The 14,307-nt window shown below is 57.2% G+C and carries 15 protein-coding genes; 11 read left to right on the top strand and 4 right to left on the bottom strand.

What is annotated here, in order from left to right:
- Nucleotides 1–14: 14 nt before the first annotated feature.
- Entirely contained in the window at nucleotides 15–395 is a 381-nt protein-coding gene (locus L4G42_RS16975; protein ID WP_237259738.1) for a RidA family protein, read from the bottom strand.
- Nucleotides 396–399: 4 nt separating this feature from the next.
- Complete coding sequence (locus tag L4G42_RS16980) at nucleotides 400–1,089, bottom strand: helix-turn-helix transcriptional regulator (protein WP_237253066.1); 690 nt, start codon at nucleotides 1,087–1,089, stop codon at nucleotides 400–402.
- A gap of 246 nt (nucleotides 1,090–1,335) precedes the next feature.
- Here L4G42_RS16980 and L4G42_RS16985 point away from each other — a divergent pair, with 246 nt between their 5' ends.
- The 3 genes from L4G42_RS16985 (at nucleotide 1,336) to L4G42_RS16995 (ending at nucleotide 3,099) form a co-directional block, all read left to right on the top strand.
- Complete coding sequence (locus L4G42_RS16985; RefSeq protein ID WP_237253067.1) at nucleotides 1,336–1,638, top strand: ArsR/SmtB family transcription factor; 303 nt, start codon at nucleotides 1,336–1,338, stop codon at nucleotides 1,636–1,638.
- Between the two features lie 143 nt (nucleotides 1,639–1,781).
- The gene (locus L4G42_RS16990; RefSeq protein ID WP_237259739.1) at nucleotides 1,782–2,795 is read left to right on the top strand and encodes a zinc-dependent alcohol dehydrogenase family protein; all 1,014 of its coding nucleotides are present in this window, start codon (nucleotides 1,782–1,784) and stop codon (nucleotides 2,793–2,795) included.
- Nucleotides 2,785–3,099 carry an antibiotic biosynthesis monooxygenase family protein gene (locus tag L4G42_RS16995; RefSeq protein ID WP_237259740.1) on the top strand — a complete coding sequence of 105 codons (315 nt, stop codon included), beginning with the start codon at nucleotides 2,785–2,787 and terminating at the stop codon, nucleotides 3,097–3,099. Before L4G42_RS16990 ends, L4G42_RS16995 begins: the two co-directional genes overlap by 11 nt.
- A 405-nt stretch (nucleotides 3,100–3,504) precedes the next feature.
- On the opposite strand, the gene L4G42_RS17000 is transcribed toward L4G42_RS16995, so the two are convergent.
- Nucleotides 3,505–4,113 (bottom strand): TetR/AcrR family transcriptional regulator, encoded by a 609-nt coding sequence (locus tag L4G42_RS17000; RefSeq protein ID WP_237253070.1) that lies wholly within the window; start codon nucleotides 4,111–4,113, stop codon nucleotides 3,505–3,507.
- A gap of 104 nt (nucleotides 4,114–4,217) precedes the next feature.
- Here L4G42_RS17000 and L4G42_RS17005 point away from each other — a divergent pair, with 104 nt between their 5' ends.
- The 5 genes from L4G42_RS17005 to L4G42_RS17025 all read left to right on the top strand — a co-directional run bounded on the left by L4G42_RS17005 (nucleotide 4,218) and on the right by L4G42_RS17025 (nucleotide 9,461).
- Nucleotides 4,218–5,222, top strand: coding sequence for a Rossmann-fold NAD(P)-binding domain-containing protein (locus L4G42_RS17005; RefSeq protein WP_237253071.1), 1,005 nt, complete (start codon nucleotides 4,218–4,220; stop codon nucleotides 5,220–5,222).
- Between the two features lie 218 nt (nucleotides 5,223–5,440).
- On the top strand, nucleotides 5,441–5,875 hold the full coding sequence (locus L4G42_RS17010) for a hypothetical protein (RefSeq protein ID WP_237253072.1): 435 nt from the start codon (nucleotides 5,441–5,443) through the stop codon (nucleotides 5,873–5,875).
- The gene (locus L4G42_RS17015; RefSeq protein ID WP_237259741.1) at nucleotides 5,872–7,365 is read left to right on the top strand and encodes an ATPase domain-containing protein; all 1,494 of its coding nucleotides are present in this window, start codon (nucleotides 5,872–5,874) and stop codon (nucleotides 7,363–7,365) included. Before L4G42_RS17010 ends, L4G42_RS17015 begins: the two co-directional genes overlap by 4 nt.
- On the top strand, nucleotides 7,362–8,111 hold the full coding sequence (locus L4G42_RS17020) for a diguanylate cyclase domain-containing protein (RefSeq protein WP_237253074.1): 750 nt from the start codon (nucleotides 7,362–7,364) through the stop codon (nucleotides 8,109–8,111). Before L4G42_RS17015 ends, L4G42_RS17020 begins: the two co-directional genes overlap by 4 nt.
- Before the next feature lie 591 nt (nucleotides 8,112–8,702).
- Nucleotides 8,703–9,461 (top strand): Crp/Fnr family transcriptional regulator, encoded by a 759-nt coding sequence (locus L4G42_RS17025; protein WP_237253075.1) that lies wholly within the window; start codon nucleotides 8,703–8,705, stop codon nucleotides 9,459–9,461.
- A gap of 226 nt (nucleotides 9,462–9,687) precedes the next feature.
- On the opposite strand, the gene L4G42_RS17030 is transcribed toward L4G42_RS17025, so the two are convergent.
- The gene (locus L4G42_RS17030) at nucleotides 9,688–10,593 is read right to left on the bottom strand and encodes a LysR family transcriptional regulator (RefSeq protein WP_237253076.1); all 906 of its coding nucleotides are present in this window, start codon (nucleotides 10,591–10,593) and stop codon (nucleotides 9,688–9,690) included.
- A 199-nt stretch (nucleotides 10,594–10,792) separates the two neighbouring features.
- Between L4G42_RS17030 and L4G42_RS17035 the strand changes: the two genes are divergently transcribed.
- The 3 genes from L4G42_RS17035 to L4G42_RS17045 all read left to right on the top strand — a co-directional run bounded on the left by L4G42_RS17035 (nucleotide 10,793) and on the right by L4G42_RS17045 (nucleotide 14,298).
- Nucleotides 10,793–11,401 (top strand): cysteine dioxygenase family protein, encoded by a 609-nt coding sequence (locus L4G42_RS17035; protein WP_237253077.1) that lies wholly within the window; start codon nucleotides 10,793–10,795, stop codon nucleotides 11,399–11,401.
- On the top strand, nucleotides 11,398–12,978 hold the full coding sequence (locus L4G42_RS17040) for a rhodanese-related sulfurtransferase (RefSeq protein WP_237253078.1): 1,581 nt from the start codon (nucleotides 11,398–11,400) through the stop codon (nucleotides 12,976–12,978). Before L4G42_RS17035 ends, L4G42_RS17040 begins: the two co-directional genes overlap by 4 nt.
- Before the next feature lie 297 nt (nucleotides 12,979–13,275).
- Nucleotides 13,276–14,298, top strand: a complete 1,023-nt coding sequence (locus tag L4G42_RS17045) for an ABC transporter substrate-binding protein (protein ID WP_237253079.1) — start codon at nucleotides 13,276–13,278, stop codon at nucleotides 14,296–14,298.
- Nucleotides 14,299–14,307: the final 9 nt, after the last annotated feature.

The following is a 14,307-nucleotide window of genomic DNA, read 5'->3' on the forward strand; positions in this document are numbered from 1 at the left end:
GCGGCAATCTTGATTCAAGATGCCTTGGGCGCTACCGCCTGGACTTCAATCTCAACATCCAGATCAAACGCCAGCTTGGCGCTCACGACCGACCGTACCGGGAAGCCATCGCTGAAATAAGCGGTGTAAGTCTGGTTGAACTCTGAGAAATACTTCATATCGGATAGCCATACGGTGACCCTGAAAATATCTTCAAGCTTCGCACCGACCGATTCCAACGTCCGCGATATGCTTTCCATGATCACTTGCGTTTGAGCCTTCACATCCCCGTAGACAGGTGTTGCATCTGCCGCCATGGAGACCTGCCCGGACAGAAATAAAAAGCCGCCCACCTCCACTGCTTTAGAGAAAGGGAAAGGCAAAGACGCAGGATAGTGTTTGATCGCGTGGTTCATATCATCACCGGCTTGCTGAAGCGTCGACTCGAAGTTGTTCGAGATAGTTGTAGACCGTAAAACGAGTGACCCCCAGGGCAGTCGCCGCTTTCTCCACGCCACCTTTTACAATGAATAAACCACGCTCCTGCATCACTCGCACGGCATCAACCTTCGCTTGTTTGCTCATCTTTCCTGAGCCTACGCGCGCCAGCGAATCCTGAATAATTCTGCCCATCAACAACTCCATGTCCGCTGGCTCAGAAGGGTGTTGACTGGTGGTTTGCATCATTGGCTGCAACTGTTCCAAAAACGCTTGGGCCGCGTTTAGTCCAGTCAAATCAGCATTGATGCAAAGGCTGGCGAACGGATGACCGCTACTGTCTCGAAAGACAACGGTGGCGCTCCGCAGTCTTCGTCCATTGACCGTTGTGGGGTAATCGCCAATGACAACGGGGTCGGTACCGCTCTGCTTCGCAGAGGCGTCCATCACGGCGGAAAAGCCCCTATCTTGATCGAGCCCACCGAGGACAGGGCTGCCCACCATGCGTCCGGACACATGTCCATTGGCGATTAACAGAACAGAGTTTTCAGGCTGATCGAGATCATGAAGCACGATTTCGGTATTACGCCCGATCACGCTACCGATTGCCGTGATGGAGGCCTTTAACACGGCAAAGATCATCAGGCGTTCAGGGACGGTATCAGTAGACATGCAAACCACCGTAAATCAACAATGTGTTGAAATATAGATTTATTGTTGAAATCAGGCAAGCGGATTCTTAAGGCGATCCCTTGTTGGTGTGGCCTACGATAATGGTGCGGGACTCAAAGGTGATCCAGGGAAAATACGTTGTGGAGTTGCACGCCAGGTCTGGATCGTTGACGACTTGCGGCGTACCCGAACAAAAAAGCACCGCACACGCATTGACGTATCGGGAAATATCGATATCCTCCGCGTATGGAATTACTTGAAATCTTCAAAGCCCTGTCAAACCGCACCCGCCTTGAAATCTTGAAAGGTTTGAAGGATCCGGCGAAAAGCTTCCCTCCACAGGATGAGGGTGACGTGCTGACGGTGGGCGTTTGCGTCAGCAGTATTCAGGAAGGCGTCGGGCTCTCGCAGTCGACAGTGTCTGATTATCTAGCCACTTTGCAGCGGGCAGGATTGGTCGAAGTCAGGCGTATAGGGCAGTGGACCTACTACAAGCGCAACGAAGCAACCATCAGAGCCTTCGCCGAGATCATAGGAAAAGAGCTATAAGCTTCGCGGCACTATATCGACAATTCCCGATATCCCGCTTAACCGAAATGGAGCGACATGATGACCTAAGACATCCACGGTATTTTTCAGACATATTAAATCGACAATTCCCGATATCCCTTTATCCAGAAATGAGATTTCCCATGAAAGCGATGATGCTTAATTCCTTTGGCGGTCCGGAGTCGTTCGAACTTTGTGACGTGCCCAAGCCAGTGCCGGGCACGGGACACATTTTGGTACGCGTCCACGCAACCTCGATCAATCCCCTGGATTATCAGGTCCGACGCGGCGACTATCCCGGCTACGTGCCACTTCCGGCGATTACCGGCCACGACGTATCCGGCGTTGTTGAAGAAGTCGGGCCGGGTGTGACGGCTTTCGTTCCCGGAGATGAAGTCTGGTACACCCCGCAAATATTTGACGGCCCCGGAAGCTATGCCGAGTATCACGTTGCCGCCCAAAACATTGTCGGGAAGAAACCTGCTTCGCTGAGCCATCTGGAGGCAGCAAGCCTGAGCCTTGTGGGCGGAACAGCGTGGGAAGCCTTGACTGTGCGGGCGGCGCTCAAAGTGGGCGAAAGCATTTTGATACACGGCGGTGCGGGAGGCGTCGGTCACGTGGCGATCCAGCTTGCAAAGGCCATAGGCGCCAAGGTGTTCACGACCGTGAGCGAAGCGAATTTCGAGTTCGCACGAAGCATGGGCGCCGATGTGCTTATCGACTACAAGAAAGAGGATTATGTCGACGCCATCCTTCGTGAAACGGAGGGTCGCGGCGTGGATGTGGTATTCGACACCATCGGCGGCGACACGTTATCGCGCAGTCCTGATGCGCTCGCCCAACTGGGTCGAGTTGTCACCATCGTGGACATTGCCCAGCCACAGAACCTCGTTGAGGCCTGGGGCAAGAACGCGAGCTATCACTTCATTTTCACCCGACAAAACCGCGGCAAACTGGATGAGTTGAGCACGTTGGTAGCGCGCGGCCAGCTGCGCCCGCACGTGGGCGCCGTCTATTCACTTGCCGACCTTGCGCTCGCCCATGCGCGGCTGGAAAGCCCCAATAATGGTCTTCAAGGGAAAATCGCGATCTCAGTCGCGGCGTCATCACATCCCGCAACCGCTGAACTCTCGTCAGGTGAATCCCATGATTTATGAGATCGCTCTACTGCCCGTTCACAAAGAGCGTGTTGAAAACTTCAGACAGGCATTTGCCAGGGTCGCCCCTTTGCTCTGCCGCGCAAAAGGTTACTGCGGCCACATGCTCGCGCAAGGGATTGAAACACCCGAACGATTCAACCTGATCGTGCGCTGGCAATCGCTTGAGGACCACACCCCGGGCTTCGAAGCGAGTGAGGACCACCGGATATTCATGTTGGGTCTGGAGGAATACTTCGCGGAAGAACCGCAGGTCTATCACATTGAGGGAGCCGCGTTTGCCCTGGGTGATCCTGCCTTCTGAGGTTCAAGGATACGGGGTTCATCGGGTCAACTGACGCTTGCGCTCACTGGCCCGATCCCCCCGTGTGGAAAGGCTCGACAGCATGCAAAACCGCCCTGGCGCCGAGCACCGGTCGGGTTAGCCGGATTTCGGTCGCGATGGTAATGCTTTGAGGGACATAGCTGCTTATACCCGCCGTTTGAGCAAAGTCGCATCACCCCACCCGTAGAAACTCAAATCGCTTCATTGCCCCGGGCGAATGTCTTATGGCAGCGTATTTAAACCGGCTACTAACAGGCCTTCCAGCTATCCGTAGAGGCACACTCGACGAATGCTGCAGAATGGCGGATTGAGAAGGGGATCGAATGAGAGCTGATTGGTGCCGTCGGTATTAAAGGAACTTCGACCACCCGTACCGAACGACCACTACCGTTGGAACACCCCCAGGATAAGCGAAGAAAAAGTTGTGATCGCTTCATCAACGGTGTGTCGTCCTCGCACCGTTGCGCTCGAAAGCGCTTCGCCTGCTCCGACCAGACCAGTGCAGACACGCTCCATTTCTGCAACCGACAGAGCTGCATGCGGTTCCAGTACAGCTATAAACATACGCACGCAGTTGTCCAGCAGCTCCTGGAACACCACCGCTTTATCGTTACTGCCTGCCAGCGCAGCTCCCACGACGTGAAATTCGTCGGTATGGTCTGCCGCACAATGGATATAAGCGCTGGCTAACGTCTGTGCGGTTTCCTCCAGAGTCTGCGGATTACCCGTCATAGCGTTGCGAAACGCATCGACTCGCTCAGTATCGATCCATCTGAAAAGCTCGATCAACAGTGCCGACCGGGTGCTGAAATGATCGTAAACCACTGGTTTGGAGACGCCGGCGCGGACCGCCAAATGGCCCAGGGTCAATCGGTCAGCGTCTTCTTCCCGCACAATCAGCAGTGCGGTCTGGAGCAATTGTTGCCGTCGCTCGACTTTCGAGAGTCGACGCGAGCCTGAGCCGCTGGCTAAAGGGTTGCTGACGTTTTCCACGTTGATCCTCAGAGCAGATAACCTACCAATAGTAGGTTACGGATGGAGAGACTCATGTTAAGTTTCCTACCAATGGTAGGTTAACCGAGCAAGGAGAACACACAATGTCCAGGCATCCAATACTTTTCATGGGCGGTTCAGGCGCTGTAGGCCAACGGACTGCTCAAGCGTTACGCGTTGCTCATCCCGAGATCCCGCTGCTGATCGGCGGACGCGACCTTGCCAAGGCTCAGCAAGCCGCAGAACAGCTGGGATGGGCGCAGGGGATTGTGACTGATCCCGCAGCCGATGATTTGGGACTTGGTGATCGTCAAATCAGCGCCGTGGTGGTCTTTTACATGGATCACACGCTTGCCGGATTGCGTTTTGCGCAGAAGCGCGGCGTGCCGCATCTGAGCATCTCCTCCGGCGTTTTCGAGATCGCGCCTGAGATTGCAACCTACATGCACAGGCCTGACATCGCGCCCATTGTTCTGGGTTACGAATGGATGGTTGGGGCGACAACCGTGTCGACGCTCAGCATTGCCAAAGCTTTTGGCCGCATTCGCGACATCGTGATCAACGCGCTGGTGGATGAGCAAGACAGTGGGGGCCCGACCGTCGCCACCGATTTCGAGCATTTGAGCAAAATGTTACCTGCCGCGCTGAGTAGACGCGATGAGGTCTACATCTGGCGCGAAGGCCAGGATGCCAAGGTCAGCTTCCATGCGGTAGACGGTACGAAGCTGGAAGGCAACGGTTTCTCCTCTATCGACGTTGTCGGGCTCGCTGCTGCTACCGGAGCGCCCAATGTCCAGTTCAATCTCGCCATCGGCGTTAGCTCGACCCGACGCCAAGGCCAGCCAATGTCGACTGAGATTATTATCGAGCTTGCCGGTGAAGATCTGCAGGGAGAACCATTGCGAACCCGCCATGCAGTGGTCCATCCACAAGGCGCTGCCTACCTCACCGGCCTCAGCGTGGCAATGCTGCTGGAGCGACTGCTTGGACTAGATGGCCGACCTGCCCCGCTGCCCGGTCTTTACTTTCCATACCAGCTTCTGGATGCAGATCTGTATTTAGACCGCTTAGGGAAGGAAGGTGGGGAGCTACGCAAATTATCGGTGTAAGGACGATACCTTGGCGTTCGCGCCTTGGTTGTTTGCCGCTGTGCGTCACCACTGGGGAGATAGCGGGGATATACAGAGCAAATGTTGTCTGCCTAAGTGGGACAGCGCACAGACGGGATATTTTTTTTGTGCAACGTTGAAGTACTTGCTCTGCGTTGTGGTGATTGGAATCACTGTCAGACGCTTGGCTCAAGCGCATCAATCAAGTGATCCGCTCTATGGAATATGACAACAATGCAAGGGCTGCAAACCGGGTGGCACGAATTGGCGAAGATCCAGGCATCACAAGCGCTGTTGACTCAATTCTTAGAACGCTGACAGATATCGCCGGAGCCCTGACGCCTGTTATTGGCAATCATGGGGTCGCTGCGCTTTATCAACGCAGCGTACTTCTCTGCGCGACTCGCTATCCCAACTTGGACGATTTGGCCAGTAGAACGACTAGCTTCGCTAGCACGCTCGACTTTGCGCCATTGCGTGTCGCATTGGTGCTGCACGATATCAATGCGCTCAAGCTATGCGGAGCCGACCTCCTTTATACCCTCAATCAACTACTGACTTCACTGATTGGTGCCTCGCTCTCTGAACGACTGCTCCGCAGCGCGTGGGAAAACTCTTTGTGCGGTCCACCTCCGCAGGATGCCTTGATATGACCAGCCTCACTCAAACCACAAAAGTGGTTATCAACCATTTGCACACTGGCGTGCCAGGGTTGAACGAGGTGCTTGGCGGCGGCTTACCCGAGTTTTCTTTCAACCTTATCGCAGGGCCTCCTGGCTGCGGCAAGACGACCTTGGCCCATCAGATGATGTTTGCTCTGGCTACACCGGAGCGTACTGCGCTCTACTTCACCGTGCTTGGCGAACCGCCGTTGAAGATGTTGCGATACCAGCAGCAGTTCGACTTTTTTGACAGTGATGCCGTCAATCAGTCCATTCGCTACATTAATCTTGCCGATGCTACCCAAGCGGGTGACCTTGACGAAGTGTTGCGACGTATCGTGAACGAAGTGCAAAGTTATGGTCCATCACTTGTGTTCGTTGACTCGTTCCGATCCGTGGTGCTCGCGAGCCAAACGCAAAATAACCCTAATAACAATCTTCCGCAGTTCATTCAGCAGTTAGGCATGGTAATGACTGCGTGGCAGGCGACAACATTCTTGATTGGGGAGTATTCAGCACAAGCCGACAGCAACCCGATTTTCACAGTGGCCGACGGTTTGATCTGGTTGCGTCAGGGCGTTCTACGAAACTCGATGGTGCGAAAAATGGAGGTCATGAAAATGCGTGGCCAGCCCACCCTGCCCGGCCTGCATTCTTTCCGTATCGATGGCGCCGGCATTACGGTCTTCGCACCCGCCAGCAGGCTAGGGAAATCACCTCGGTTAGACCCTGCTACTCGCCTGTCTAGCGGGGTGCCCCTCTTGGATCAAATGCTGGGCGGAGGTATACCCGCAGGTTATTCGCTCCTTGTGGCGGGCCCCTCGGGATCGGGTAAAAGCATACTGGCTGCAGCCTTCCTGGCCGAGGGCGCGAAGTTGGGTGAAAGTGGCGTGATCGCGGTGTTCGAGCAACGCGCGGACCGGCTGCAGAACGCGCAGCTGTCCAGACTTATCGAAGACGGTTTGATTACGCTGGTCGACAGTCGCGCACCGGACCTGTCGATCGAGGAGATCATCCACTTGCTGCTGGCGCAAATACAGCGTGTAGGTGCTAGCCGTGTAGTCATTGACTCGCTCTCGGGCTTCGAGCTTTCACTGGCACCCACCTTTCGCGAGGACTTCCGCTCTTCTTTGGCCAGCCTGGTCGGCGCGCTGGCCGCGACCGGCGTCACGGTGATGATGACTTCGGAGCTGGAGGACCGTTACGACGATCTGCGCTTCAGCCCCTACGGCACGGCCTTCCTGACGGACGCCATCATCGTGCAGCGTTATGTTGAAATAGACAGCCAATTGCTGCGAATGATGGCGGTGGTAAAGGTACGCTGCAGCCCGCATTCCCACGAACTGCGCTTATACCGTATCAATGACCAAGGCATACAGGTTGGCGATGTCCTTCCCGGCAAAGAAGGCCTGCTTAGTGCAAGCCCGCGACAGAAAGCTCTGCCGCAGCCTGGCGTTGATTTGATGGCGTCCTGCAAGTGAGTGCCGGACCGATTTTTCGAGCTCTGGAGGAGGCCAACCGCCAGCTTGCAACCGTTGAGCAGCAGATACTTGAAGCTCGCATCGCTCTCGTGATGCTGGAGCAAGACCTGCAAAGCGCGCGACGCCATATGAAACCCCGAGTCGAAGCAGAGCAACTGCTTGAAGCTAACGGTAAGCTTGTGGCGGCAGCCTTGTCTGCGCAAACCCATGCCGAGCAGGCCAATCGCGAGCTATTTGAAATGGCGCGGACAAGCCAACTCGATGCGCTGACCGGTCTTCCTAATCGAAACCTGTTCTCCGACCGGATTGTGCATGCGATTGCTGTCGCGAAACGGCGCGTCGGCGGCTTGGCGCTGCTGTTCCTGGACCTCAATGAATTCAAGCGAATCAACGACACGCTCGGCCACTCAGTCGGCGACGAGGCACTAATCCAAACCGCACTTTGCTTGACCAACACTGTGCGCGAAGCTGACACCGTGGCCCGGTATGGTGGCGATGAATTTCTTGTGTTGCTGACGGACGTTTCGCGGCATGCAGATGCCTTGGTGGTGGCCGACAAGATTATCAACACGCTAGCGACGCCGGGCATCATCGGGATACACGGACTGCGCTTGACATGTAGCATTGGCATCAGCCTGTACCCCGATGATGGGGAAGACCCGCAGACGTTGATCGACTGTGCAGATGCTGCCATGTACCTCGCTAAAGGTCACGGGAGTGGAATAGAGATTTATGCTCCCTCTTAAAGTGGTGTCGACAGCACTACCGAATCTGGCGACTGTGACTCGAAAGCATTGTTTGACCATGGTACTGATGCATTAACGTAACCCGAGCTTTTAGCGTCGGTCGCGCGAGGCGGTTAACCAAAGTGGTGATCCGGTGGCGACGGCGTAGCAGCTGTCAGCCTCTGGGTATTGGGGAGAATGGCCGGTTAACGTGTGCAGCTATGTTGGGCAGACGATGCAGTCCGCCGCTCTTGGTGCTCAGTACCCTGGCTCCCACCCCGCTCGCGGAGCCACCACGCCGATTGCCCATTAACCTCAATTTTGTCTCAGTGTGTTTATAGACCACAATCGCACTGGCCTACTTGAGGCGCCCCTCCAACTTTGACCAGAATCAGACTTGTTCTCTATTCAAGACGACCATCCTTGTGCCTCAACCGGGCAGGGCTGGTCATTGGTGTTGAGGCAGGCGCGAAGCACCATTTCACAAATCGTACACCCATATGTGCAACTTCCAAGAACGTACCGACCCCTCTGAGAGTCTATCCCACAGAGTTATGGTCACGGGCACCGCGCAGTGGCAACCGTCTAGGCTCCTAATATCAGGTAACTGCCATGCCCGTAAGCTTTTCTGTCCAGCCATCACCTTTTTGTAATCACTTGTTAGCAGCCCTGCCCGATGAGGTACAGCAGCGAATGTTTCCCCATTTGGAGCCTGTCACGCTCGGCTTGGGAGAAGTGCTTTATGAGGCGGGGGATGCTATCCGCAATGTGTATTTCCCTACAGACAGCATTGTCTCGCTGTTGTATGTGACGGAAAACGGCGCCTCTGCGGAAATCGCTGTGGTGGGTAATGAAGGGCTGATTGGGGTGGCAGTATTCATGGGCGGCGAGAGCAGCCCCGGCCGTGCAGTGGTGCAAAGCGCAGGACAGGCGTTGCGTTTGACAGGTGAGCGGCTCAAGGATGAGTTCGGGCGTCACGGCGTAATGCTTCATTTGATGCTGCGATACACCCAGGCATTGATAGCCCAAATGGCGCAGACAGCCGTCTGCAACCGCCATCACTCAATCGATCAGCAGCTATGCCGTTGGCTATTACTTTCGCTGGATCGGCTGGCGGATAACAAGTTGTTAATGACCCAGGAATTGATCGCCAACATGCTGGGCGTGCGTCGCGAGGGGGTGACCACGGCGGCCGCCAAGTTACAGCGCTCGGGGGTAATCGAGTACAACCGTGGGCATATCACCGTACTCGACCGACAAAAGTTAGAGATTCTGACCTGCGAGTGTTATGCAGTGGTAAAGAAAGAAACGGACCGGCTACTCCCGTCTTTGCCTGGGCCTGGGCCTGGCCAGTGCCGAGCCGGCCAATAAAACGGCTGTATATCTTCAGTCGTTGCGTCCATTCGAAAAAACAGTTGTCAGGCGTAATCAAGTCTTATCTACGGCTACAAAGGCGTCATCAAACGGGGGTCCGAAGGAACCGGTAATTAATTTTGACGATGACATTCAGCGCCGTTAAATGCTGACGTAATCCGGTTTGAATCTTGCCATGGAAACGCAGAGTACGCTGCATATCCGCACCGCCATGTCACAGTCCTCAAGCCGCATCGCGTTCCTGTTTCAGCGATTGCGCCACCAGGCTACCAAAGGATGCCACCGGCGCTTGCAGGTTGCCGAGGAAGCGCGGGTAGATCAGCCACAGGTCCATCACCGGTTTGAAATCCTTGAGCGGCATGACCGCGAGTGAATCGCGGTGAGCGCTGCGCTCCAGCAGCGGACGCGGCACCAGACCCAGGCCCATGCCGTCGGCGACCAGCCCCAGTTGCAGCTCAGTGCCGAAGGTTTCCAGATTGACCTTCAGGCTCAACCCCTGATCAGCCAGGGTGCGTTGCAGCCCGGCACGAAACCCACAGCCGTCGGGGTTGAGCACCCAGCCCAGCGCGTAGCAGTCCGCCAGTTTCACCGGCTTTTTCGGCAGCGCGCTCTTGGCGCACACCACCACCAGCTCCATCTTGCCAAGGGACTCGCCGACGATGCCTTCAGGGAAAATCTTCCCGGCCGGAAACAGCGCCGCAGCAGCATCCAGCTCGCCGTTCTCGATCTTGCCGATCAGGTGGCTGCCCCAGCCGGTGATCACTTGCGCGCGCAGGTCGGGAAATTGCCCGCGCAGGTGTTTCAGCGCATCCAGCAGCACGACGTCGCCGATGGTTTGCGGCACGCCAAGCCTGAGCAAACCGCTGGGTGGCGTGTCGCTGGCGACGAGTTCGCGCAATGAGTCCATTTCCCGCAGGATCGCCAGGCACTTCTGATAGACCTGCGTGCCCATCGGCGTCGGCTTGAGCGGCTTGGTATTACGGTCGAACAACTCAACGCCCAGCGCCTGCTCGAAATTCTGCACGCGGCGCGTGATGGCCGGCTGGGTCAGATCGAGGGATTCTGCGGCATGGCTGATCGACTGGCAGCGAATGACCGCTACAAAAGCATCGATGTCATCAATTTTCATTCGGATCGCACATGGAATAAGGGAAACAAGATAGGCAAAAATCATAATGGCTATCGAAGACTCTGGATAGCCTCACAACGGCCAGCAAACTGTGAATCGGTTATCAGCGACGTTTTGGTTATAACCTAATCATCAATAAATAGCATATTAGCCAAGTGCATTATGCTTATATTAAGCATCCTTTTCGTCCGGAGCTGACATGACCCACATCCGACATCCTGAACGACTCAGGGCCTTTATCGGTGCGCTGGCCGAGCTGATCGATAGCAATCCGAGGGAAGGCGACCTGCTTTCCCGGGGTGGCAAGCTGCTGGGGCAACTGGTCAGCTATGACGACTGGCTGCCGGATGAGTTCGCGATTCCCGATCCGACGCGCTATCAACAATTTCTGTTGCACGCCGACTCACGGCAGCGGTTTTCGGTCGTCAGCTTTGTGTGGGGGCCCGGCCAGAGCACGCCGATTCATGACCATCGCGTCTGGGGCTTGATCGGCATGCTGCGCGGCGCCGAGTATTCACAGGGGTTCGCCCGCAGCGCCGATGGCCGACTGGAACAGGAAGGCCCGGCGATCCGCCTGGAGCCCGGCCATGTCGAAGCCTTGTCGCCGCGCAGCAACGACATTCATCAGGTCAGCAATGCTTTCGAAGACCAGGTGTCGATCAGTATTCATGTCTACGGTGCCAACATCGGCGCTGTGAAGCGCGCCGTTTACCAGCCGGATGGCAGCGAAAAGCTGTTCATCTCCGGTTATTCCAACGCTTTTCTCCCGAACATATGGGATCTGTCCAAAGAGAACCAAGCACAATGAGCCATCACACACGTTCCTACGCCGATATCCGCCGCGCCCTGCTCGCCCATGAAGAAGTCGCGCTGGTCGATGTCCGCGAAGAAGCCCCTTTCGCCGAAGCTCATCCGCTGTTTGCCGCCAACATCCCGTTGTCGAAGCTGGAGCTGGAAGTGCTCGCGCGCATCCCCCGTCGCGACACCCCCGTGACGGTTTATGACAATGGAGAAGGTCTGGCTGAGCGGGCTCTGAAGCGTTTTCAGGACTTGGGGTACAGCGACGTCAAGCTGCTAGAACGCGGGCTGCAAGGCTGGCGCGACGCCGGCGGCGAGGTGTTTATCGACGTCAACGTACCGAGCAAGGCTTTCGGTGAACTGGTGGAGCACCATCGCCACACGCCGTCTTTGGCCGCCGAAGAGGTCAAGCAGTTGCTCGACGCCAAGGCCGACGTGGTGGTGCTGGATGCCCGACGGTTCGATGAATACCAGACCATGAGCATTCCCACCGGCGTCAGTGTGCCCGGCGCCGAACTGGTGCTGCGCGCGCGTGAGCTGGCGCCCGATCCCAACACCCGCATCATCGTCAACTGCGCCGGCCGTACGCGCAGCATCATCGGCACCCAGTCGCTGGTGAATGCCGGCCTGCCCAACCCGATTTCCGCCCTGCGCAATGGCACGATCGGCTGGCTGCTGGCCGGGCAGACGCTGGATCATGGGCAATCACGGCGCTTCCCGCAGGTCAGTGAAGCGACCCGGGAAGTCGCTCGGGCGGATGCGCGCAACGTGGCGGACAAAGCACGAGTGAAACGCGGCAGCCGCGCGGACCTGCCGGTCTGGCAGGCAGAAACGACTCGCACGACCTACCTGTTCGATGTGCGCACGCCGGAGGAATTCGAAGCCGGCCATGTGCCGGGTGCCCGGTCGACGCCGGGCGGCCAGTTGGTGCAGGAGACTGACCATTACGCCAGCGTGCGCGGCGGACGAATCGTAGTGCTGGATGACGACGGCGTGCGCGCGAACATGTCTGCTTCGTGGCTCGCGCAGCTCGGCTGGGAGGTGTTCGTGGTGGACGACCTCCGTCCCGAGGATTTCAGTGAAAAAGGCGGCTGGAACGCGCCGAATCCACCCGCGTCGCAGGTCGAGGAGATCAGCGCCGAAACGCTGAGTGAATGGCGCGAGCGCGGTGGTGTGGCGGTGCTGGATTTCACCGCCAGCGCCAACTACGTCAAGCAGCATATTCCGGGGGCCTGGTGGACGCTGCGCGCCGATCTGGCTGGCGCACTGGATAAGATCCCGGTCGCTGAGCGTTACGTGCTGACCTGTGGCAGCAGCAAACTCGCTCGCCTTGCCGTGTCGGAGGTCCAAGCGCTGACCGGCAAACCGGTGTTTGTGCTGAAGGACGGCACCGCCAGTTGGGTGGCTGCCGGTTTCGAGCTGGAGCACGGCGAAAGCCATCTGGCCTCCCCGCGCATTGACCGCTATCGCCGGCCTTATGAAGGCACCGATGCACCGCGTGAGGCGATGCAGGCGTATCTGGATTGGGAGTTTGGATTGGTCGAGCAATTGGGCCGCGACGGCACCCATGGGTTTTATGTGATCTAGACAGCCTCGTAAGTATAGGAGCGCGCTTGCCCGCGATGGCGGTGTGCCAGCTGCCAGATATGGCACAGATAGGTCGCAGTTCGCGGGCAAGCGCGCTCCTACAGAAAATGCATCATGGCGGAAATATGTATGCATTAATTTAATATCTTAAAGCGACATAATCAAACAAATACATAATTAGCATATAACCAAAAGATACTTCTGTTCCGTTTCTTATAGGCATAAGGTCAATCCCCTTGCCGACCCCTTCTCCAGGTGGAGGCCGAGAATCCATTTTCACGCCTGGAGACACGCACCATGTCCGCCCCCTTCACTCCCCTGCTCCGTGTCCGTCACGTGATCCTCGGCGCGCTGCTCGCACTGTCATTCGGCGAGGCCACGCAGGCCGCCGAGCAGCTTCAGCCGCTGCTCGTCGCCAACCAGAAATCCGCGCTGAAGGTGGTGCTGGAGGTGTCCGGCGAGCTGAAAGACGTGCCGTACGAGATCAAGTTTTCCGAATTCCCCTCGGCGTCGCCATTGGGCGAAGCCTTGAACGCAGGAGCCGTGGACGTTGGCGCACTGGGTGACGCGCCGTATGTGTTTGCGCTGGGCGCGGGTGCCGCGTTGAAGGTCATTAGCATTACCCACGTCAGTGGGCGCTACACGACTGCGCTGATTGTGCGCAACGACTCGCCGATCAAGTCGGTTGCCGACCTCAAGGGCAAGCGCATCGTTACCGGACGCGGCTCCATTGGCCATTACCTGGCCATCCGCGCGCTGAACGAGGCAGGCCTGAAGACCAGCGACGTGAATTTCGTCTACCTGCTGCCCAGCGAGTCGCGGCTGATCCTCGACAATGGCGATGCGGACGCCTGGGCCACCTGGGCGCCCTACACCACTGTCGCCACGCAGAACGGCGCGCGCATCCTGCCCAACGGGCCGGACCTGCTGACCAATCATTCCTACCTCGCCGCGACCAGCAAAGCCATCGCCGACAAGCGCGTGCAACTGGACGACTTCGTGGTGCGGCTCGACCGCGCCTACCGCTGGGCCAACGCCCATCCCGCCGAATACGCCGCCGCCCAGACCAAGGTCACCGGCCTGCCGTTGGCCGTGCATCTGGCGGTCAACCAGGACACGAAAATGGAACGCGTGAGCATCGATGACGGCGTCATCAAGGGCCTGCAGAACACGGCAGACATCTACCAGCGCGAAGGCATCCTCAATAAGCACGTCGACGTGTCCCACGGCTTCGACCCGGACTTCAACGCCATCCGCCTGGCCGCCGAGCAATCAGCCGAACAAGCTGCCAACCCGGCCAATCCCCAAGCTGCGCGCTAAGCGCTCGAC

Origin of the sequence: Pseudomonas petrae (genome assembly GCF_021728295.1) — a bacterium.
GTDB classification, from domain to species: Bacteria; Pseudomonadota; Gammaproteobacteria; order Pseudomonadales; family Pseudomonadaceae; genus Aquipseudomonas; species Aquipseudomonas petrae.